Below are 21,130 nucleotides of genomic sequence, written 5' to 3'. Positions count from 1 at the left end.
CTGACCGTCCCACCCCCTTTTTGGAAAGGCACAGCCATGCCCAACCCCTTCGAGCAGAACGACCGTTCCTACCACGTGCTCGTCAACGACGAGGGCCAGCACTCGCTGTGGCCCGTCACGAACGACACCCCTGCGGGCTGGACCGTCGTCCTCGCCGACAAGCCCCGCGAGGAGTGCCTGGCCTACGTCGAGGCCAACTGGACCGACCTGCGGCCCAAGAGCCTCACCCGCCGCTGAACACACCCACATCTCCCGAGGGATTCCCGATGAACACGCCCGCGTCCCGTGAAGACCGCATAGCCGCGCTGCCCGCCCACCTGCGCGAGAAGCTCGCCAGGCGTCTGGCCGTGCGGGCCGGAACGCAGGCCGGGTCCGTCATCCCCCGGGCCCCGCGCGACCAGGACCCGCCCATGTCCGCCGGTCAGCAGCGCCTTTGGTTCCTGGCCGACTTCGAGCCCGACAACGCCGACTACAACTCCGCGCTCGCGCTGCGCCTCACCGGAAAACTCGAACCCGAGGCGCTGCGCGCGGCAGTGTCCGACCTGACGGCACGACACGAGGCCCTGCGCACCACGTTCGCCACGCACGACGGACAGGGGATGCAGGTCGTGCACGAGGAGGCCGCTCCCGAGTGGCGGGGGGCGGACTTGACGGGCATGGCCGTGGACCAGCGCGAGGAGCGGGCCCGCGAGCTGGTCCGGGAGGAGATGGGCAGGCCGTACGACCTCCGCAGCGGCCCGCTCGTACGGGTGCTGCTCGTCCGGCTCGCCGCCGAGGAACACCTCCTCGTGCTCGGCATGCACCACATCGTCACCGACGGATGGTCGCTGGGCATCGCCGCCCGCGACCTGGGCGAGCTGTACGCGGCACGCATCGAGAGGCGGGACGCCGAGCTGCCCGAGGTCCGTGTCCAGTACGTCGACTACGCCGTCTGGCAGCGCGGGCGACTGGACGCGGGCGGGCCGCTGGACGAGCAGGTGGCCTGGTGGAAGGACCGGCTGAAGGGCCTGGAGCCGCTGGAACTGCCCACCGACCGGCCGCGTCCCGCCGTCCGCACCTCCGCCGGCGCCATCCACACCTTCGAACTGCCCGAGACCACCGTCGACGGTCTGAAGACCCTGGCCCACGACCGGGGTGCCACCCTCTTCATGGTCCTCACCGCCGTCGTCAAGGCACTCCTCGCCCGCTACTCGGGTCAGGAGGACATCGCCGTCGGCACCTCCTCCGCCGGACGCGGCCTGCCCGAACTCGACCAGCTCGTCGGCATGCTCGTGAACACCGTCGTACTGCGCACCCGGGTCGAGCAGCAGGCCACCTTCGACGAGCTGCTGGGCCAGGTCAAGGAGACCGTCCTGGAGGCGTTCGCCCGGCAGGAGGCACCGTTCGACCGGATCGTCGAGGCCGTCCAGCCCGAACGCGACACCAGCCGCACGCCCCTCGTCCAAGCCAGTGTCGTCCTCCAGAACACCCCGGCCGCGTCCCTGGCCCTCCCCGGCGTCGACACCGCCCCCTACGCCTTGCAGCGCGATGCCTCCCTCCTCGACCTCACCTTCGAGTTCGAGGAGCGCGACGGCAGGCTGTACGGCCTGGTCGAGTACAGCACCGATCTGTTCGACGCGGCGACGATCGCCCGCATGGCTTGCCACCTGCACGTTCTCGCGGACGGCGCGATCAACGACCCGCGGCGGACCGTCGCCACCCTCCCCATGCTCACCGACGAGGAGTGGACGCAGGCCGTACAGGGCTGGAACGCCACGGATCACGCGCACTCCTGCGACACCCTCGTCCACGAGCGGTTCGCCGCACAGGCCGAGAGCAGCCCCGATGCTGTCGCGGTCATCGGCAGCGACCTGACGCTCACCTACCGCGAACTGGACGAGTCCGCCAACCGCCTCGCCCACGCGCTGCGCGCACAGGGCGCCGGCGCGGACACTCTGGTCGGTCTGTGCGTCGAGCGCGGCGTAGACATGGCCGTGGGCCTGCTCGGCATCCTCAAGGCGGGCGCGGCCTATGTGCCGCTCGACCCGGCCTTCCCGGCCGACAGGCTGGCGTACATGGGGCAGGACGCCGGTGTCCGGCTGATCGTCACCCACGCCGCCACCCGCGACCGCTTCACCGCGACGGACGCCGACCTCGTCGATCTGGGCGCTCTGGCCGACCGGCCGTCCCATGCCCCGGACGTCACCGTCGCGCCCGGCGACCTGGCCTACGTCATCTACACCTCGGGCTCCACCGGCAACCCCAAGGGTGTAGCCGTCGAGCACGCCAACGTCCGGCACATCTGCGAGGCCTGGGACGAGCGGTACGGACTGCGGGAGCTGCGCCTGCGCTTCCTGTCCGTGTCCAGCCTCTCGGTCGATCTGTTCTTCGCGGACCTCATCCGTTCGGTTCTCTTCGGTGGCGCCCTGGTCATCGCGCCCAAGGAGGTCGCCACCGAGCCGTCCGACCTCCTCGACCTCATCGAGGAGACCCGGGCCACCGGCATCGAGATCGTGCCCTCCCTGCTCAACGCCGTACTCCAGGAGGTCGAGCGGCGCGGGGGCGGCTTCCCGGGGCTCCGGCTGATCTCCGTCGGCTCCGAGGGCTGGCGTGTGGAGGACTGCCGGGCCCTGCTCCGCCAGGTCCGCGAGGACGCCGTCGTCGTCAACGCGTACGGCGGCACCGAGGCCACCGTCGACTCCACCGTCTTCACACCCACCGAGGACACCCTGCGCGACGGTGTGTACGTTCCCGTCGGCCGGCCCCTGCCCAACACTCGGGTGTACGTCCTCGACGCCGCGATGCAGATCGTCCCCGTCGGAGTACCGGGTGAGATCTGGATCGGCGGCGACGGCGTGGGCCGCGGCTACCACGACCGCCCGGACCTGACCGCGGAACGGTTCGTACGCAGCCCCTTCCGCGACGGTGAGCGGCTGTACCGCACCGGGGACCGCGCCCGCCGACTGCCCGGCGGAGACCTCGAGTTCCTTGGCCGCGCCGACGATCAGGTGAAGATCCGCGGCTTCCGCATCGAACTCGGCGAGGTCGAGAGCGCCCTGCTGACCCATCCGGACGTCGAGGACTGCGTGGTCGTCGCCAGCCAGGAGGACAACGGCCGCCGACGCCTGGTCGCCTACGTCGTCACCAGCACCGACCTGCCGACGGCCGAACTGCGGGAACACCTGTCGTCCGCGCTGCCGGACTACATGGTTCCGGCGGTCTTCGTGCGCCTGGGCCGGCTGCCGCTGACGCCCAGCGGCAAGGTCGACCGCCGTTCCCTCCCCGAGCCGGAGGTGGACACCAGCCGGCTCGCCACCACGTACACGGCGCCGCGCACCGAGGCCGAGGAAACCCTCGCCCGCGTTTGGGCCGACGTCCTCGGCGTGGAACGGGTCGGTATCCACGACAACTTCTTCGAGCTCGGCGGCGACTCGATCCTTTCCATCCAGGTCGTCTCCCGCGCCCGTGAGGCGGGACTGCGGTTGACGTCGAAGCTGCTGTTCCTGCACCAGACCGTCGCGGCGCTGGCCGAGGCCGCGGAGATCGCTGAAGCCCCGGCCCAGGTGGAGGCGTTCGTCGGCGGTCGCGCCGAACTGACGCCGATCCAGGCGTGGTTCTTCACGGACCACACGGTCGATCCGGATCACTACGCGATGTCCGTGCACGTGGAGCTGGCCCCCGGTACCGAAGTGGCGCTGCTGAAGGGCGCGTTGAGGGCGGTCGTGGAGCACCATGACGCGCTGCGGATGCGGTACACGCGCACGGCTGAGGGCTGGGTGCAGGAGTACGGCGAGACGGTCCCCGACGGCCTGTTGGTCACCGGCGACCCTGCGGACGCGGACGCGGCGGCGCTCGCCGCGCAGGAGTCGCTGGAGCTGGCGTCGGGTCGGCTGGTCCGGGGCGTGTTCTTCGACGGAGCCCCTCGACCGCGCCTGTTCCTGGCCGTGCACCACTTGGTGATGGACGGTGTCTCCTGGCGGATCGTGCTGGAGGACCTGGCCACCGCCTACGAGCAGTTGGCCGCCGGACACCCGGTGGACCTGGGGGCGAAGACGAGCAGTTACCAGCGCTGGTCCGACCGCCTCACCGAGCACGTCCGCTCCGGCGCCCTCGACGACCAGATCCCCCACTGGCGCAGCGTCGACCCCAACCACGCGCCCCGGTTCCCCAAGGACCACGACGGGGAGAACCGCACCGCGCACGAGCGCACCGTCGACGTGCGCCTGGGCCGGGAGGAGACGGAGGCGCTGCTGCATCGCGTGCCGGCCGTCTACCGCACCCGCATCAACGACCTCCTGGTCAGTGCACTCGTGCGCACCCTCGCCGACTGGACCGGAGAGCAGCGCCTGGTCGTCGGGCTGGAGGGCCACGGCCGCGAGGAACTCTTCGCGGACGTCGACGTGTCCCGTACCGTCGGCTGGTTCACCACCCACTTCCCGGTCGCCGTGACGCTGCCGGCCGGCCGCGACTGGGACACGGTCATCAAGTCGGTGAAGGAGCAGCTGCGCGCCGTTCCCGGCAACGGCCTCGGCTACGACGCGCTGCGCTTCCTCGCCCCCGAGGACGCCCCCGGCCGGGCCCTGCGCACCGACCGGCTGCCCGAGGTCAGCTTCAACTACCTCGGCCAGTTCGACGGTACGACCCACGCCGACGGCCTGATCCGCGACCGGCTCCCGGCCCTGGGTGACGACCACGCCGCCGACGAGCAACGGCCGTACCTGCTCGACGTCGTCGGCATGATCGAGGACGGCCGGCTGGGCTTCACCTGGATCTACTCGGACGCGGTCTTCGACCCTGCCACCATCACCCGCCTGGCCGGTGAGTTCGCGGGTGGGTTGCGTGAGGTGGTACGGCATTGCCTGCTGGCGTCGAGCGGCGGTGCCACTCCGTCGGACTTCCCACTGGCCGGGTTGGACCAGGCGGGCGTCGACCGGGTGGTGGGGGACGCACGGGATGTGGAGGACGTGTATCCGCTGACGCCGATGCAGAGCGGGATGCTGTTCCACAGTCTCGCGGAGCCGGATGCGGGCGCCTACTTCGAGCAGATGACGTTCGTGCTCGACGGGGTGAGCGACCCGACCCTCCTCGAACGCGCCTGGCAGCACGTCACCGAGCACCTGGAGGTCCTGCGCGGCTCTCTCGTCTGGGACGACGTGGAGCGCCCCCTGATGGTGGTGCACCGGCACGTCGACACGCCCGTCACACACCTGGACTGGCGCGGCCTGCCCGAGCCCGAGCAGCGCGAACACCTCGACCGGTACCTCGCCGAGGACCGCGCCCGGGGCCTGGACCTCTCCCGCGCGCCGCTGCTGCGGCTCGCCCTGATCCGCGTCACCGACACGAGCGTCCGGGTCGTGCGCACCTCCCACCACGTGCTGCTCGACGGCTGGAGCACCTTCCAGATGCTCGACGAACTCTCGGCCGTCTACGGCGCATTGCTCGTCGACGAGACACCCGTGCTGCCGGTACGCCGGCCGTTCCGGTCGTACGTCGAGTGGCTGGAGGGGCAGGACCTGGCGCAGGCGGAGGCGTACTGGCGGCAGCTGCTGGCCGGGTTCGGGGCTCCCACCGCTCTGCCCTACGACCGGCGTCCCGCCGCCAGCCACCGAGCCCAGGCCCGCAGCCGCCTGGTCAACCGGCTCTCCCCGGACGTCTCCGCCGAGGTGTACGCGTTCGCCCGCCGCCACCGGCTGACCGTGAACGCCGTCATACAGGGCGCCTGGGCGCTGCTGCTGTCCCGCTACACCGGCGACCAGGACGTCGTCTTCGGCGCGACCGTGGCAGGCCGCCCCGCCGACCTCCCCGGCGCCGACGCGATCGTCGGCATGCTGATCAACACCCTGCCGGTCCGTATCGACGTGGACCCCGACGCACCCGTCGCCGACTGGCTGGCCGAGGTGCAGCGGGCACAGGTGGATGCCCGGCAGTACGAGTACGTGCCGCTGCCCCGCATCCACGCCTGGAGCGGCATCGAGCGCGGCGCGAACCTCTTCGACAGCCTCGTCGTCTTCGAGAACTTCCCGATGGACGACCGCGCGGCAGCCGAGCAGGGCCTGCGCCTGCACGGCCTGGAGGGCGTCGAGGACACCAACTACCCCCTCAACCTCGTCGCTTACGCCGGTGACGAACTCGCCTACGCCCTCGTCTACGACGCCGACTTCTTCGAGCCCGCGAGCGTGGAGCGGTTCGGCCGGCACCTGGAGAGTCTGCTGACGGGCCTGATCGCCGACCCTCACCGACCGCTCGCCGAACTGTCCTTCGTGTCGGACGACGAGGAGGCCCGGCGGACGGTCGACGAGTGGTCGGGGTCGTCCGGGGTCGAGGTTCCGGCGGGGTGTGTGCATGAGTGGGTGGCTCGGCGGGCGGCTGAGTCGCCGGGTGCGGTGGCGGTGTCGTGTGGTGATGAGTCGCTGTCGTACGGGGAGTTGGAGGAGCGGGCGAACCGGCTGGCGCGTCATCTGCGGGCGCTGGGTGCTGGGCCTGGCCGTTTGGTGGCGTTGTCGGTCGAGCGTGGTGTGCAGATGGTGGTCGGTCTGCTCGGGATCCTGAAGTCGGGCGCCGGTTATGTGCCGTTGGATCCGGCGTATCCGGGGGACCGGCTGGCGTACATGCTGTCGGATTCCGGTGCGGAACTCCTGGTCACCCATCGCGGGCTGCAAAAGCAGTTCCCCGGTGTGGAGGCGACGGTCGTCGACCTCGACAGCGACTGGCCGGCGATCGCGGAGTTGCCCGGCACAGCCCCCGAGGTCGAGGTCTCCGGCGATGACGTGGCGTATGTGATCTATACGTCGGGTTCGACGGGCCGTCCGAAGGGTGTGGCGGTCGAGCATCGTTCGGTGCTGAACCTGCTGGCCAACTGCCAGTTGCTGTACGAGTTCGGCTCCGAGGACGTGTGGACGGTGTTCCACTCGTACGCGTTCGACTTCTCGGTGTGGGAGCTGTGGGGCTGCCTGGTTTCGGGTGGCCGGGTTGTGGTGGTGCCGCAGGATGTCGCCCGCAGCCCGGAGGCGATGTGGCAGCTGCTCGCGAACGAGCGGGTGACGGTGTTCAACCAGACGCCGTCGATGTTCCGTGAGCTGGTCGAGCACGGCATCACGGTTGAGGCGCCTCCTCTCGACGCGCTGCGGTATGTGATCTTCGGTGGTGAGGCGCTGGAGTCGAAGCATGTCTCGGGGTGGTTCGAGCGGTTCGACGGCTCGGATGCGGCCCGGCTGGTGAACATGTACGGCATCACCGAGACGACCGTGCACGTCACTTACCAGGAGGTGCTCGCCGAGCATGTCCGCGGCGGCGGTCGTATCCCGGCCGGGCGGCCCCTGCCGAGCTACCGGGTACTGCTCCTCGACGGCGCCGGGATGCCCGTACCGGTGGGCGTGCCGGGGGAGATCTATGTGGCCGGGCCCGGTCTGGCGCGTGGGTATCTGCATCGGCCGGGGCTGACGGCGGAGCGGTTCCCGTTGAACCCGTTCGGGGTGCCGGGGGAGCGGATGTACCGCTCCGGTGATGTGGCGCGGTGGCGGGCGGACGGCACGCTGGAGTATCTGGGGCGTGCGGACGATCAGGTGAAGATCCGGGGTTTCCGGATCGAGTTGGGTGAGATCGAGAGTGTGCTGGTCGGTCATCCGGTGGTGCGGGATGCCGTGGTGGTCGTGCATCAGGGGGCGGACGGTCATCGTCGTCTGGTCGCGTATGTCGTGGCCGACGGTGAGCTGCCGACGGCCGAGCTGCGCGAGTATCTGTCCGGCTTGCTGCCGGACTACATGGTTCCGGCGGTGTTCGTGCGCTTGGACCGGCTGCCGTTGACGCCCAGCGGCAAGGTCGACCGCCGCTCTCTCCCCGAGCCGGAGGTGGACACCAGCCGGCTGGCCAGCACGTACACGGCGCCGGGCACCGAGGCCGAGGAGACCCTCGCCCGCGTCTGGGCCGACGTCCTCGGCGTGGAACGAGTCGGTATCCACGACAACTTCTTCGAGCTCGGCGGCGATTCGATCCTCTCCATCCAGGTCGTCTCCCGCGCCCGCCAGGCACTGGGCATCCCTCTCTCGCCGCGCCTGCTCTTCGACGCCCCGACGGTGGCAGGCCTCGCTGCGGCTGCCGCTGCCGCCGTCACGCCGGAGCAGGTCATGACCAGCTCGGAGATCCCGGCGGTCCCGCGCGACGGCGACCTGCCGATGTCGTACGGCCAGCAGCGGCTGCTGTTCCTCGAGGACTTCAACCAGGGCAGCAGCGAGTACCACTCGGCCGTCGGCATGCGCCTCACCGGCGCGCTGGACGTGACCGCCCTCCGCGCCGCCGTGGGCGACCTGGTCACCCGGCACGAGGCGCTGCGCACGACGTTCCACATGGTGGGCGACCGTGGGGTGCAGAAGGTGCACGTCGGGCTGGAACCGGAGTGGCGGATCGTCGACCTCACCGGCACCCCGGAGGCGGACCGTGAGGAGCGGCTTCGGTCGCTCGTACGGGACGACCTGGTGCGGCCGTACGACCTAAAGGCGGGGCCGCTCGTACGTGTGTTGCTCGCCGAGGTCGGCGACGACGAGCACGTGTGCGTGCTCGGCATGCATCACATCGTGACCGACGGCTGGTCCATGGGCATTGTGGCCCGCGAGCTGGGCGAGCTGTACGCGGCCCGGGTGCAGCGGCGCGCCCCCGATCTCGCCGAGGTCCCGCTCCAGTACCCGGACTTCGCGGCCTGGCAGCGCGCCCGGCTGGCCGACGGCGGGCTGCTGGAGGAGCAGCTGGAGTGGTGGAAGGAGCAGCTGGACGGAATCTCGCCGCTGGAGCTGCCCGCCGACCGGCCGCGTCCTGCGGTGCGTACGTCGGCGGGTGCGGTGCTGGACTTCGAGGTGCCGGGCGAGATCGTCGCCGGCCTCAAGGAACTGGCGCGGGAGCGGGGCGCGACGCTGTTCATGGCGTTGACGGCCGCGGTCAAGGCGGTCTTCGCCCGGTACACCGGCCAGGAGGACATCGCGGTCGGCACGGCCACCTCGGGCCGGGGCCAGGGAGCCATGGAACACCTCGTCGGGTTCCTGGTGAACACCGTCGTGCTGCGCTCGCATGTCGAGTCCTCGATGACCTTCCACGAGCTGCTGGGCCAGGTCCGAGAGACCGTTCTGGAGGCGTTCGGCCACGAGGACGTGCCGTTCGAGCGGCTCGTGGAGGCGGTCCAGCCGGACCGCGACACCAGCCGGACGCCCCTCGTCCAGGCCATGGTGGTCCTCCAGAACACACCCGGCGCCACCCCGGACCTCGGCGGCCTGCACGTCGACCGCTACCCGCTCGACCGCGACACCGCGCTGTCCGACCTCACCCTCGAATTCGAGGAACACGACGGCGGATTGCGCGCTCTCGCCGAGTACAGCACTGACCTCTTCGACGCGGCCACCATCGCCCGGTTCGGCGAACACCTGACGGCACTCCTGACCGCCGCCGTCGCCGACCCGCACCGGCCCCTGTCCACCCTTCGGCTGCTGTCCGCCGGGGAGGCGGAACGGCTGGTGACGGAGTGGTCGGGGTCGGCCGGGGTCGAGGTTCCGGCGGGGTGTGTGCATGAGTGGGTTGCGCGTCGGGCGGCTGAGTCGCGGGGTGCGGTGGCGGTGTCGTGTGGTGATGAGTCGCTGTCGTACGGGGAGTTGGAGGAGCGGGCGAACCGGCTGGCGCGTCATCTGCGGGCGCTGGGTGCTGGGCCTGGCCGACTGGTGGCGTTGTCGGTCGAGCGTGGTGTGCAGATGGTGGTCGGTCTGCTCGGGATCCTGAAGTCTGGCGCCGGTTATGTGCCGTTGGATCCGGCGTATCCGGGGGACCGGCTGGCGTACATGCTGTCGGATTCCGGTGCGGAACTCCTGGTCACCCATCGCGGGCTGCAAAAGCAGTTCCCCGGTGTGGAGGCGACGGTCGTCGACCTCGACAGCGACTGGCCGGCGATCGCGGAGTTGCCCGGCACAGCCCCCGAGGTCGAGGTCTCCGGCGATGACGTGGCGTATGTGATCTATACGTCGGGTTCGACGGGCCGTCCGAAGGGTGTGGCGGTCGAGCATCGTTCGGTGCTGAACCTGCTGGCCAACTGCCAGTTGCTGTACGAGTTCGGCTCCGAGGACGTGTGGACGGTGTTCCACTCGTACGCGTTCGACTTCTCGGTGTGGGAGCTGTGGGGCTGCCTGGTCGCCGGCGGTCGTGTCGTGGTGGTGCCGCAGGACGTCGCCCGCAGCCCGGAGGCGATGTGGCAGCTGCTCGGGCAGGACCGGGTGACCGTCTTCAACCAGACGCCCTCCATGTTCCGCGAGTTGATCGAGCACGCGGTCACGACTGGCGCTCCCGCGTTGCCGGACCTCCGTTATGTGATCTTCGGTGGTGAGGCGCTGGAGTCGAAGCATGTCTCGGGGTGGTTCGAGCGGTTCGACGGCGCGGATGCGGCCCGGCTGGTCAACATGTACGGCATCACCGAGACGACCGTGCACGTCACCTATCAGGAGGTGCTCGCCGAGCACGTCCGCGGCGGCGGTCGTATCCCGGCCGGGCGTCCCCTCCCGAGCTACCGCGTCCACCTCCTGGACGAGCTGGGCGCCCCGGTGCCGATCGGTGTCCCCGGCGAGATCTACGTCGCCGGTCCTGGCGTGGCCCGCGGCTATCTGAACCGTCCTGGGCTGACGGCGGAGCGGTTCCCGTTGAACCCGTTCGGGGCGTCGGGGGAGCGGATGTACCGCTCCGGTGATGTGGCGCGGTGGCGGGCGGACGGCACGCTGGAGTATCTGGGGCGTGCGGACGACCAGGTGAAGATCCGGGGTTTCCGGATCGAGCTGGGTGAGATCGAGAGTGTGCTGGTCGGTCATCCGGTGGTGCGGGATGCCGTGGTGGTCGTGCATCAGGGCTCGGACGGTCATCGTCGCCTGGTCGCGTATGTCGTGTCCGGCGCAGATCTGCCGACGGCCGAGCTGCGCGAGCACCTGTCCGGCTCGCTGCCGGACTACATGGTTCCGGCGGTGTTCGTGCGCCTGGACCGGCTGCCGCTCACGCCCAGCGGCAAGGTCGACCGCCGCTCTCTCCCGGAGCCGGAGGTGGACACCAGTCGGCTGGCCAGCACGTACACGGCGCCGCGCACCGAGGCCGAGGGGACCCTCGCCCGCGTCTGGGCCGACGTCCTCGGCGTGGAACGGGTCGGCGTCCACGACAACTTCTTCGAGCTCGGCGGCGACTCGATCCTTTCCATCCAGGTCGTCTCCCGCGCCCGTGACGCCGGGCTCCGCGTGACCTCGAAGCTGATGTTCGTGCACCAGACGGTCGCGGCGCTGGCCGAGGCCGCGGAGGTCGCCGAGGCCCCGGCCGATGTGGCGGAATCCCTGCGCGGACGCGTCGAGTTGACGCCGATCCAGCGGTGGTTCTTCGCGGAGCACACCGTCGCCCCCGACCACTACACGATGTCGGTCCACGTGGAGCTGGCCCGCGGCACGGACGGGTCGGTCCTGGAGCGCGCGCTGGCCGCCGTGGTGGACCACCATGACGCGCTGCGGATGCGGTACACGCGGACGCCTGACGGCTGGACGCAGGAGTACGGCGACCCGGTCGCCGACGGCCTGCTGGTCACCGGCGACCACGCGGATGCGGCCACGGCGGCCCTCGCCGCACAGGAAGCGCTGGAGCCCGCGTCGGGCCGGCTGGTCCGGGGCGTGTTCTTCGACCGGGGTGCCGAAGCACCACCGAGCCTGTTCCTCGCGGTACACCACTTGGTGACGGACGGCGTCTCCTGGCGGATCCTCCTGGAGGACCTGGCCACGGCCTACGAGCAGCTCGCCGCGGGCCATCCGGTGGACCTGGGCCCGAAGACGACCAGTTACCAGCGCTGGGCGGCCCGCCTCGCCAAGCACGTTCGTTCCGGTGCCCTCGACGGCGAGATCGCCTACTGGCGGAACGCGGGTGGTCTGCGCCAGGTGCCGCGTGACGGTGACGCGGGCGAGGACGCGGGCGTCCCGAACGTCGCCGGTGCCGTCGCCGCCGTATCGGTCCATCTGGACCACGCCGACACCGACGCCCTGCTGCAACGGGTGCCCGCGCTGCACCGCACGCAGATCAACGACGTGCTGCTGGCCGCGCTGGGCCGGGTGCTGGAGCGGTGGGCGGGTGCCCCCGTGGCGGTGAACCTGGAAGGGCACGGGCGTGAGGAGCTGTTCGACGACGTCGACCTGTCCCGCACCGTCGGGTGGTTCACCACCATCTATCCGGTGTCGCTCGACGTGCCGGACGGCGACTGGGGCACCGCCCTCAAGGGCATGAAGCGGCTCCTGCGCAGGGTGCCGGGCCGCGGCCTCGGCTACGGCGCCCTGCGCCACCTGTCGCCCGCCGGCGCCGAGGCACTGGCCGGTCCTGCCCAGCCCGAGATCAGCTTCAACTACCTCGGCCAGTGGGACGGCACGACCCAGGGCGACGGACTGATCAGGGACCGACTGGACGGCCTGGGCCGCGACCAGGCGCCCGAGCAGCCGCGCCCCCACCTGATCGACATCGTGGCGGCGGTGAACGAGGGCCGGTTGCAGGTCGACTGGCTCCACTCCACCGCCCACCACACCACCGACACCATCGAGCGGCTGGCGCAGCAGTACGTGACCGCGCTGCGGGAGATCGTCGAGCACGCACGCTCCGGTCGCTGACCCCTTGCACGAAAGGAAACCCATCCTCATGGCCGACTATGTCCTCAGCGAGGACGAGAAGTACGTGACCGGGCAGATCGCCGACGCCTTCCTGGCCCGGCACCAAGTATGGGAGCCGTACCAGTACCCGGAGCGGATCCAGGCCGAGGCCGAGAAACTCCCGCTGGGCTTAAGGCAGTTCATGGTCGCCTCCCGCGCGGACGAGGCCGCGGTCATCACCGTGTCCAACCTGCCCGTGGACGAGAACCTCGTGCCCACACCGGCGAGTTGGCAGATCGCCGAGAAGGAGGGCGCGGCGATCCGCGAGGAACTCGTCCTGCTGCTGGTCGCCTCCTTGCTGGGCGACCCGTTCGCCTGGTCGAACCAGCAGAACGGCCGCCTCGTCCACGACGTCTGCCCTTCCAAGGGGCAGGAGACCTCGCTGACCAGCGCCAGCAGCCAGACCCAGCTGACCCTGCACACCGAGGACGTGTTCCACGCCTGCCGGGGCGACTACGTGGCGCTGATGTGCCTGCGCAACCCGGACGGGGTCGGTACGACCGTCGCCCGCGTGGACGCCGTCGACCTCGACGACTCGGTGCGGGAGGTACTGCACCAGGACCGGTTCCGGTTCTACCCGGACGACTCGCACGAGTACGGCACTGTCGAAGGCACCGCCGCCGGTCTGGACGAGCGCCCGCACGACAGGGGTGCCGTGCTGTTCGGGCCCGCCGAGTTCCCGTACCTGCGCATGGACGCCGACTTCACCAGCCCGCTCTCTGGTGACACCGACGCCGAGCGGGCCATGGCCGAATGCGCGGAGCGGCTCAACGCGAGCGCCGAACGCGTCGTGTTGCGCCCCGGCATGGTCGCCTTCCTCGACAACTACCGGGTGGTGCACGGCCGGGACGTGTTCACCCCCCGCTACGACGGCACCGACCGCTGGCTCAAGCGCACGAGCGTCGTCCGCGACCTGCGCCGCACCTACGTGCACACCGGGAAGCGGTCGCGGGTGCTCGCCTGACCGCCCCCGCCCCACCCCGTCGTACAGGTCGTCGTACCGGCGCCGTCGTACTGGTGTCGTCGTACCGGCGTCGTTGTCCAGGCAAGGAGCATCCGTGGCTTCACCACCGGCCGGCAGGGCCGGGTTCACCCTGCTGTGGACCAGTCAGACCTTCGGCGAATTCGCCTACAGCATCGCGGTGATCGTGCTGCCGTTGCTCGCCCTGACGATCACCGGATCGGCCTCCCAGGCCGGCCTGATCGGCTTCGTCGACGCTGTGGCCCTGCTGCTGGCGGGGCTTCCGGCGGGTGCCATCGCGGACCGGTACGACCGCAGGACCGTCCTGCTGTGGTGCGAGGCCGCTCAGGTGGCCGCGTTCGGCAGCCTGGCGCTGGCCCTGTGGGCCGGTACCGCCGCCTTCTCGGCGCTGCTGCTGCTGGCCCTGGTCAACGGCGTGGCGACGGCGGTGGCACTGGCCTCGGGAGAGGCGCTGATTCCTGCCCTGGTGCCCGCGGAACGGCTGTCCGGCGCCGTCGCGTTGAACTCGGCGCGCACCTTCGCCGGACAGCTCGTCGGCACCTCCGCCGGCGGCTTCCTGCTGGCTCTGAAGAATGCGTTCCCGTTCGTGGTGGGCTGCGCCGCGCACGGGATCGGGCTGGTGCTCCTGCTGTTTCTCGGCAGCGGAACGGGGAAGGGTGCAGGGCCGAAGCCCGAGCGCGGCCGCCCCCTCGACGAACTGCTCGACGGCGTGCGATGGATCGCCCGCCACCCGTTCCTGCGCGTGGGCCTGTTCCACGCGACGGTGACGAATCTGTTCTTCGGCACCGTCTACTTTGTCGTGATCGCCTCGGCGAAGGCGTCCGGCATGAACTCCGGGCTGATCGGCGCGATGGCGGGCCTTCTCGGCGTCGGCGGCCTGCTGGGGGCGCTCGCCGCGCCCTCGCTCCAGCGCCTGCTCACCGGGGCGCGTCCCGTCTTCTTCGTGCAGTGGCTGTTCGCCACGCTCACCGCCGCGATGGCGGTCCTGCCGGGTGGCTACACCCCGGGCGTCCTGCTCGGCCTCATAGCCTTCGCCGCGCCGACCGCCAGCGCCTACTTCACCACCCAGCAGCTGGCCCTCACCCCCGACACGCACCGGGGGCGGGTGGTGAGCATCGCCAACATCCTCAGCGGGGGCGGCGGCGCGATCGCCCCGCTGATCGGCGGGGTGGCGTACGACCTCGCCGGACGGCTCGTCACCTTGCTGGCCTGTGCCGCCCTCATGGCCGTAGTCGCCCTGTCCGCGCTGGCGAGCCGTGTCCTGCGGGAGGGAGCCGGCTCCCACGGCACCCCGGCGGGTGCGCTCCCTGCCCACGAACCCTCGAGAAAGACGGCTCCCGATGGACCTGGCAAATCCGGATCTGTACACCACTGAAGAGCGCTTCCAGATGTGGGAGGAGTACGTCTCCTCGGACGCGAAGGTGTGGAGCGAACCGGGTATCGCACCGAACGGCTTCTGGTCGGTGTTCTCCCACGAGGACTGCGCGGCGCTGCTCTCCCCGAAGGCGCCGTTCACCTCCGAGTACGGCATGATGATCGGCTTCGACACCGAGCACGCCGACCAGTCCGGTGGCCGCATGATGGTGGTCAGCGAGGGCGACTGGCACACCACCCTCAAACGGCTCGTCGGCCCGTTCCTGTCCCGGCTGCGCGCCCCGGAACTCCAGAGCGTCCTCGGCACCGAGACCCAGGAAGTCCTCACTCGCATGCGGGCCCAGCCGGTCACCGACGTGGCTGCGGAGGTCGGGCCGCGCATCCCTGCGGCCGTCGTGTGCGAGGTCATCGGGGTGCCACTCGCCGATCGCGAGCGGCTGATCGAGCTCACGAACCACGCCTTCGGCGGGCACGACACCGGCTTCGACAAGATGACACCCGCCGAGGCGCACTCGGAGATCCTCTTCTACTTCTACGAGCTGATCGCCGAACGGGAGAAGAACCCGGGCACCGACCTGGTCAGCACCCTGCTCGCGGACGGCCGGCTGAGCACCGAGGACGTCCTCATCAACTGCGACAACGTGCTGATCGGCGGCAACGAGACCACCCGGCACGCCATCACCGGCCTCTTCCACATCTGCCAGCGGTTCCCGGAGGTCCTCGGTGCGCTCCGGGCGGATCCCGGCCTGCTGGACCAGGCGGTCGAGGAGGTCGTCCGCTGGACCTCCCCGGCCATGCACGTGCTGCGCGTGGCCACCGAGGACTGCGAGATCGGCGGCCACGAGTTCACCAAGGGAGACCCGGTCGTCGCCTGGCTGTCGGCCGCCAACCGTGACGCCCGCCGCTTCACCCAACCGCACCGCTACCAGTACGACCGCCACCCCAACCGGCACCTCGGCTTCGGCAACGGCCCCCATCACTGCCTCGGAGCCGCGCTCGCCCGCATCGAACTGCGCGAACTCTTGCGGCAGCTCTCCCAGGAAGCGCGCGCGGTCAGCCCGGAGAGCGAGCCGCAGTGGATGCGCTCCAACCTGGTCCAGGGCTACAGCGGTCTTCCCGTTTCGATCGATTGGCGATGACGAGCATGCAACCGGCCCCGAAGTCCCAGCAGTCCCGGCCCTCGCCCTGGCTGGCCCGATACCGCGCCAACCCTTCCGCCGCCCGCCGCGTCGTCTGCTTCCCGCACGCCGGCGGAAGCGCCAGCTTCTACCGCCCCTGGGCCCAACACCTCGGCCCCACCTACGAGTTGCTGGCCGTGCAGTACCCCGGACGGGAGAACCGGTACGCCGAACCGCTGATCCCCGCCCTCGACGAGATCGCCGCAGCCGCCGCACACGCCCTCCTCGCCGAACCCGTCCGCGAAACCGTCCTGTTCGGCCACAGCATGGGCGCCGCCGTCGCCTACGAGACCCTGCGGATTCTGGAAGCCGAGGGAGCCACCCATTTCACCCGGCTGTGCGTGTCGGGCCGACGCATCACCGACTTCTCCGAGGAGATCGACCCGGTTCCGCGCACCGACGACGAACTCATCACCGCCATGACCGGACTCGGCGGCACCCAGACCGAGGTGCTCCACGAACCGGATCTGCGGGAGATGTTCCTGCCCATCATCCGCAACGACTACCACCTCATCGACACCTATCGCCCGCCGCGCGACGCCACACCGATTCGAGCCGACGTCATTGCCTTGCTCGGCGACAACGACCCCCAAGTCGACCGACGTCAGGCGACGGAATGGGCATCCGTAACCGCCGGCACTTTTGCGTCGCATGTTTTCCCCGGAGGGCACTTCTATCTCATGGACCACGCGCAGCAAGTGATCGAGCTGATTACCGGGGACTTCTCGGCTTGAGAGCGACATCGTCTCGTACGGATCGATAGCAAACTCACGAGAATTGGGAGGGTGCATGCCCAGTTTGTAGTCGGGCGTGGAACAGTGGCTGGCGGAGTAGACGATGAACGTCCTGCCGCCCCGCTGAAGGACTTCGGCGCCCTCGTTGATCGCCCCGCCCACCGTCTCCCAGCTGTATGTGGGGGTGGAGAGCACGCGGCGGGTTCCGGCGGCGGTCCACGGGTTCGACAGCGGCTGGATGAACATCGGGTCCAGACCGGCGCTCTCCAGCACATGGATCCGCTGCGTGCCCAGGTCGTACGGCTCCCGTCCGGCCGTGTAGTAGCGTCCGCCTCCCGCAAGCGCCACCGGCGGCGGACCGCGTTACGGGATGGCCCTCGGGCTGGTGAGCGTTGTCCGACCCCGCGCTCCGTCGCCGTATGAGCGCTGACGTTGTCGCGTGACCCGGGCGGGCTCGGCCTTCCGCCGAGCCCGCCCGCCACGCCGGCTCCATACCGGAGGCGGACTCGTGTCACGCCGTCAGCGCCGCAGTGTCAGCAGACCCGGCCGGTAGGGCCATTGGCCGTAGTCGCCGCCGGAGTTGGGGTCGCGTCCCTGGTAGAGGAACTGCAGGTTGCAGGGATCGACAGTGAAGGTCTGATCGGCGCTGGTGCGGATCAGTTCGCCATGGCTGATGTCGTTGGTCCAGGTGGCGCCACTGTTGGCCTTGCCGGCGAAGGGGTTGCTCTCGGTCGCGGCCTGGGGTGTCCATGAGCCGTTCAGACTGGTGGCCGTGAACGAGCGGAAGTAGCGGCCCTGCGAGCCGATCGCTTCGACGATCATGAGGTAGCGGTTCTGGCCCTGGAGCTTGTAGACCTGCGGGGCTTCGAACAGGTTGTTCGTAGTATCGCTCATGATCGTTGTGTAGCTCGAGCCGAAACTGCTCGGGAAGTTCGCGATCGGCATGCCGGCCCGGTAGATCTTGCCGTTGTCACCGGCGAAGAACAGGTACATGTTCGTGCCGTCAGCGATGAGCGTCTGGTCGATGGGTCCTGTTCCGGAGTCGGGGAGGCTTCCGGAGAAGAGCGTCTGCTGTGCTGACCAGCCATTGGGGTTGGTGGGGTCGCTCGACGTCCGGTAGGAGAAGGCGCTCCCACCTCCCCACTGGTAGGCGAGCACCCAGATGTTCTTCGGCGCGAAGTAGAAGAGCGTGGGCGCGACGGTGGAATTCGACATCGCGTTCTGGCTGGCCGAGGCCATCTCCGGCCAGTTGGTGAACAGGCCGAAGTTCATCGAACCCCAGCCCGTTCCCGGTCCCGCGCCGTGTGTCGTCGCATAGACGAGGTGCTTGCCGTTGTAGGGGGCGACGGTGAAGTCCTTGAGCGAGGCCCACCCAGCCTTGGGCTGCGCCAGCGCGCCCGTCGATGTCCAGCGGTATGTCGACGGAAGATCGCACGGGCCGGGGTTGGTGCCGCCGACCTTGACGAGCTGCCACTGCTGGTTGGCGCCACCCCAGTCGTCGTACTGGACGATGTTCGCGTTGTCGGAGGCGGAGCCGCCCTGTACTTCGAGGGCCTTGTTGCTGTGGCGCGCGATGAGCCGCACGTAGCCGTCCGAGCTGTCGGCCAGTCGCCACTGCTGGTTGGTGCCGTTCAGGTCGGCCCACTGGACTATCGAGCCGCCGTTGGCGGTGGAGAAGTTGTGGACGTCAAGCACCTTGCCGGAGTGGCGGGACTTGATGCGGAAGTAACCGCCGCCGGAGTCGACGAACTGCCACTGCTGCTGGTTCTGATCGTTCCGGGTCCATTGGGTGATGCGGGCGCCGTCGTTGGTTGCCAGGTTGTAGACGTCCAGGGCCTTGCCGCTGTTGCGGTTGACCAGCACATACGAGGCGTTGGGGTCAACGGTCGCCGCGGCGGCGGGCTGGGCACCGAGGAAGGTAGCCACGAGCAGCAAGGGCGCAAGGGCGGCGAGTAAGCGTCTTAGACGGACCGGGGACGGATGGCGAAACCACATCAGAGGGCCTCCTTCAGGGGGCGGGGGTGAGGTGACTCCGATGAACCGCGGAGCGGATGTGCCGGGGGACAGGGACAATCTCGAAAGTTTCGAAGAAATCCCGGATGCTTCGACGCCACAAGCTAGGAATGTGGGGCCCTCTGGTCAAGGCCTGTCGCCGATCTGTCTACAAACAGCGCCTCTTCTTTGGGTCTGACGAGCTGCCGTGTCGACGGGAAACACTCCAGAGTCTGCGGATACAGCCGCTAGGCATCCGCCGACGGCGGCGCCGGGGGTTCGCCGTCCGGCTCGCCGGGATTTCCGAATGTTTCGGACCAGAAACCGAAACTTCTTCTGCGGAGAGTATTGACGATCCATCGTCAATACCTCAATCTCCCAGTCTGAGAACCGGCCATAGTTCGAGATAGCGAACAACGCGCCGGAGTACCTGCGCCACCCCGTTTCGTTCCGGTGAGGTTCGCACCAGCGCATCCTGGCTGTTCGCGCAGTTGGAGAGGTGCGCGACGCCGCGTGGCGGTCCCCCGGCTGAGCCGCGATGGAGGTACCCCCATGCCTGTGTCGAAACACCGCCGCCGCCCGCCGTACGTCACCCGATGGCCGACCGGGTGCCGTCCGTGCCGGTTGAGATCGTCCCGGTCCCATGACCGCGGTGTCCGGTGATTCCGTGCTGCCCGGGTTCCGGCCCACCCCGTCCGTCTGCCGAGGGGGAGCGGACGACGCATTCCCCTCCGCTTCAGTCCTTCCGTGATTTCTACCTTGGAGGCACAGTCATGGGCTCGTATGCCCTTCCCAGACCGGTTATCCGCCGGAAGATCCGCGGCCTGCTGTTGGCGCTGGTCGTCGGCGTCCTCGGTGTGGTCGCCGCACTGGTCGCGCCGCCGACCGCACACGCCGCCGAGAACACGCTCGGCGCCGCGGCGGCGCAGAGCGGCCGCTACTTCGGCACCGCCATCGCCTCGGGCAGGCTGGGCGACTCGGCGTACACGACGATCGCGGGCCGTGAGTTCAACTCGGTGACGGCCGAGAACGAGATGAAGATCGACGCCACCGAACCGCAGCGGGGCCAGTTCAACTTCACCGCCGGTGACCGCGTCTACAACTGGGCGGTGCAGAACGGCAAGCAGGTGCGCGGCCACACCCTGGCCTGGCACTCCCAGCAGCCCGGCTGGATGCAGAGCCTCAGCGGCAGCACGCTGCGCCAGGCGATGATCAGCCACATCAACGGCGTGATGGCCCACTACAAGGGCAAGATCGCCCAGTGGGACGTCGTGAACGAGGCCTTCGCCGACGGCAGTTCGGGAGCCCGGCGCGACTCCAACCTGCAACGCACCGGCAACGACTGGATCGAGGTCGCCTTCCGCGCCGCGCGCGCCGCCGACCCGGCCGCCAAGCTCTGCTACAACGACTACAACGTCGAGAACTGGACCTGGGCCAAGACCCAGGCCATGTACGCCATGGTCCGGGACTTCAAGCAGCGCGGCGTGCCGATCGACTGCGTCGGCTTCCAGTCGCACTTCAACAGCGGCAGCCCCTACAACAGCAACTTCCGCACCACCCTGCAGAACTTCGCCGCCCTCGGCGTCGACGTGGCCATCACCGAACTCGACATCCAGGGCGCCCCGGCCACGACCTACGCCAACGTGACCAACGACTGCCTGGCCGTCCCGCGCTGCCTCGGCATCACCGTCTGGGGTGTGCGCGACACCGACTCCTGGCGAGCGCAGGACACGCCGCTGCTGTTCAACGGCGACGGCAGCAAGAAGCCCGCCTACACCGCCGTCCTCAACGCACTCAACGGCGGCACCTCCACGCCCCCTTCGGGTTCCGGACAGATCAAGGGCGTCGGGTCGGGGCGCTGCCTGGACGTGCCCAGCAGCAGCACCACCGACGGCACCCAGCTCCAGCTGTGGGACTGCAACAACGGCACCAACCAGCAGTGGACGTACACCGCCGCCGGTGAGCTCAGGGTCTACGGCAACAAGTGCCTGGACGCCGGCGGCACCGGCAACGGCACCAAAGTCCAGATCTACAGCTGCTGGGGCGGCGACAACCAGAAATGGCGCCTCAACTCCGACGGATCCATCGTCGGCGTCCAGTCCGGCCTCTGCCTCGACGCCGTCGCAGCCGGCACCGCCAACGGCACCCTGATCCAGCTCTACTCCTGCTCGAACGGCAGCAACCAACGCTGGACCCGCACCTGATGGGACC

At 69.6% G+C, this 21,130-nt stretch carries 8 protein-coding genes and 1 pseudogene; 7 read left to right on the top strand and 2 right to left on the bottom strand.

The annotated features are described in order from the left end of the window. Positions 1–36: 36 nt before the first annotated feature. The 6 genes from EHO50_RS14055 (at position 37) to EHO50_RS14030 (ending at position 16,927) form a co-directional block, all read left to right on the top strand. Positions 37–237, top strand: coding sequence for an MbtH family protein (locus EHO50_RS14055; RefSeq protein WP_128430371.1), 201 nt, complete (start codon positions 37–39; stop codon positions 235–237). Positions 238–266: 29 nt separating this feature from the next. Beyond that, on the top strand, positions 267–12,620 hold the full coding sequence (locus EHO50_RS14050; protein WP_128430369.1) for a non-ribosomal peptide synthetase: 12,354 nt from the start codon (positions 267–269) through the stop codon (positions 12,618–12,620). A gap of 28 nt (positions 12,621–12,648) precedes the next feature. Further along, positions 12,649–13,623: a TauD/TfdA family dioxygenase gene (locus tag EHO50_RS14045; RefSeq protein WP_128430366.1), complete on the top strand. Its 975-nt coding sequence runs from the start codon at positions 12,649–12,651 to the stop codon at positions 13,621–13,623. A 94-nt stretch (positions 13,624–13,717) separates the two neighbouring features. Beyond that, entirely contained in the window at positions 13,718–15,016 is a 1,299-nt protein-coding gene (locus EHO50_RS14040) for an MFS transporter (RefSeq protein ID WP_128430363.1), read from the top strand. Then, complete coding sequence (locus tag EHO50_RS14035; protein ID WP_128430361.1) at positions 14,982–16,154, top strand: cytochrome P450; 1,173 nt, start codon at positions 14,982–14,984, stop codon at positions 16,152–16,154. Before EHO50_RS14040 ends, EHO50_RS14035 begins: the two co-directional genes overlap by 35 nt. Further along, the gene (locus EHO50_RS14030; protein ID WP_246101142.1) at positions 16,151–16,927 is read left to right on the top strand and encodes a thioesterase II family protein; all 777 of its coding nucleotides are present in this window, start codon (positions 16,151–16,153) and stop codon (positions 16,925–16,927) included. Before EHO50_RS14035 ends, EHO50_RS14030 begins: the two co-directional genes overlap by 4 nt. Positions 16,928–16,981: 54 nt before the next feature. On the opposite strand, the pseudogene EHO50_RS44990 reads toward EHO50_RS14030, so the two are convergent. Continuing rightward, positions 16,982–17,251: pseudogene (locus tag EHO50_RS44990) on the bottom strand (family 43 glycosylhydrolase); the annotation flags it as partial. Positions 17,252–17,446: 195 nt separating this feature from the next. Next, entirely contained in the window at positions 17,447–18,922 is a 1,476-nt protein-coding gene (locus EHO50_RS14020; RefSeq protein ID WP_128430358.1) for a non-reducing end alpha-L-arabinofuranosidase family hydrolase, read from the bottom strand. Between the two features lie 770 nt (positions 18,923–19,692). Between EHO50_RS14020 and EHO50_RS14010 the strand changes: the two genes are divergently transcribed. Beyond that, on the top strand, positions 19,693–21,123 hold the full coding sequence (locus tag EHO50_RS14010) for an endo-1,4-beta-xylanase (RefSeq protein ID WP_128430355.1): 1,431 nt from the start codon (positions 19,693–19,695) through the stop codon (positions 21,121–21,123). The last annotated feature ends 7 nt before the right edge of the window (positions 21,124–21,130 follow it).

This window comes from Streptomyces cyaneus (genome assembly GCF_004028635.1).
Classification (GTDB): domain Bacteria; phylum Actinomycetota; class Actinomycetes; order Streptomycetales; family Streptomycetaceae; genus Streptomyces; species Streptomyces cyaneus.
The sequence above is the reverse complement of the archived record's forward strand: the minus strand, read 5'-3'. Positions and strand labels throughout refer to the sequence as shown.

Excerpts from the sequence above, each read along its gene's own strand:
- EHO50_RS14035 (WP_128430361.1), top strand. The coding sequence starts at position 14,982 with ATGGACCTGGCAAATCCGGATCTGTACACCACTGAAGAGCGCTTCCAG.
- EHO50_RS14030 (WP_246101142.1), top strand. The coding sequence starts at position 16,151 with ATGACGAGCATGCAACCGGCCCCGAAGTCCCAGCAGTCCCGGCCCTCG.
- EHO50_RS14045 (WP_128430366.1), top strand. The coding sequence starts at position 12,649 with ATGGCCGACTATGTCCTCAGCGAGGACGAGAAGTACGTGACCGGGCAG.
- EHO50_RS14055 (WP_128430371.1), top strand. The coding sequence starts at position 37 with ATGCCCAACCCCTTCGAGCAGAACGACCGTTCCTACCACGTGCTCGTC.
- EHO50_RS14050 (WP_128430369.1), top strand. The coding sequence starts at position 267 with ATGAACACGCCCGCGTCCCGTGAAGACCGCATAGCCGCGCTGCCCGCC.
- EHO50_RS14020 (WP_128430358.1), bottom strand. The coding sequence starts at position 18,922 with ATGTGGTTTCGCCATCCGTCCCCGGTCCGTCTAAGACGCTTACTCGCC.
- EHO50_RS14010 (WP_128430355.1), top strand. The coding sequence starts at position 19,693 with ATGGGCTCGTATGCCCTTCCCAGACCGGTTATCCGCCGGAAGATCCGC.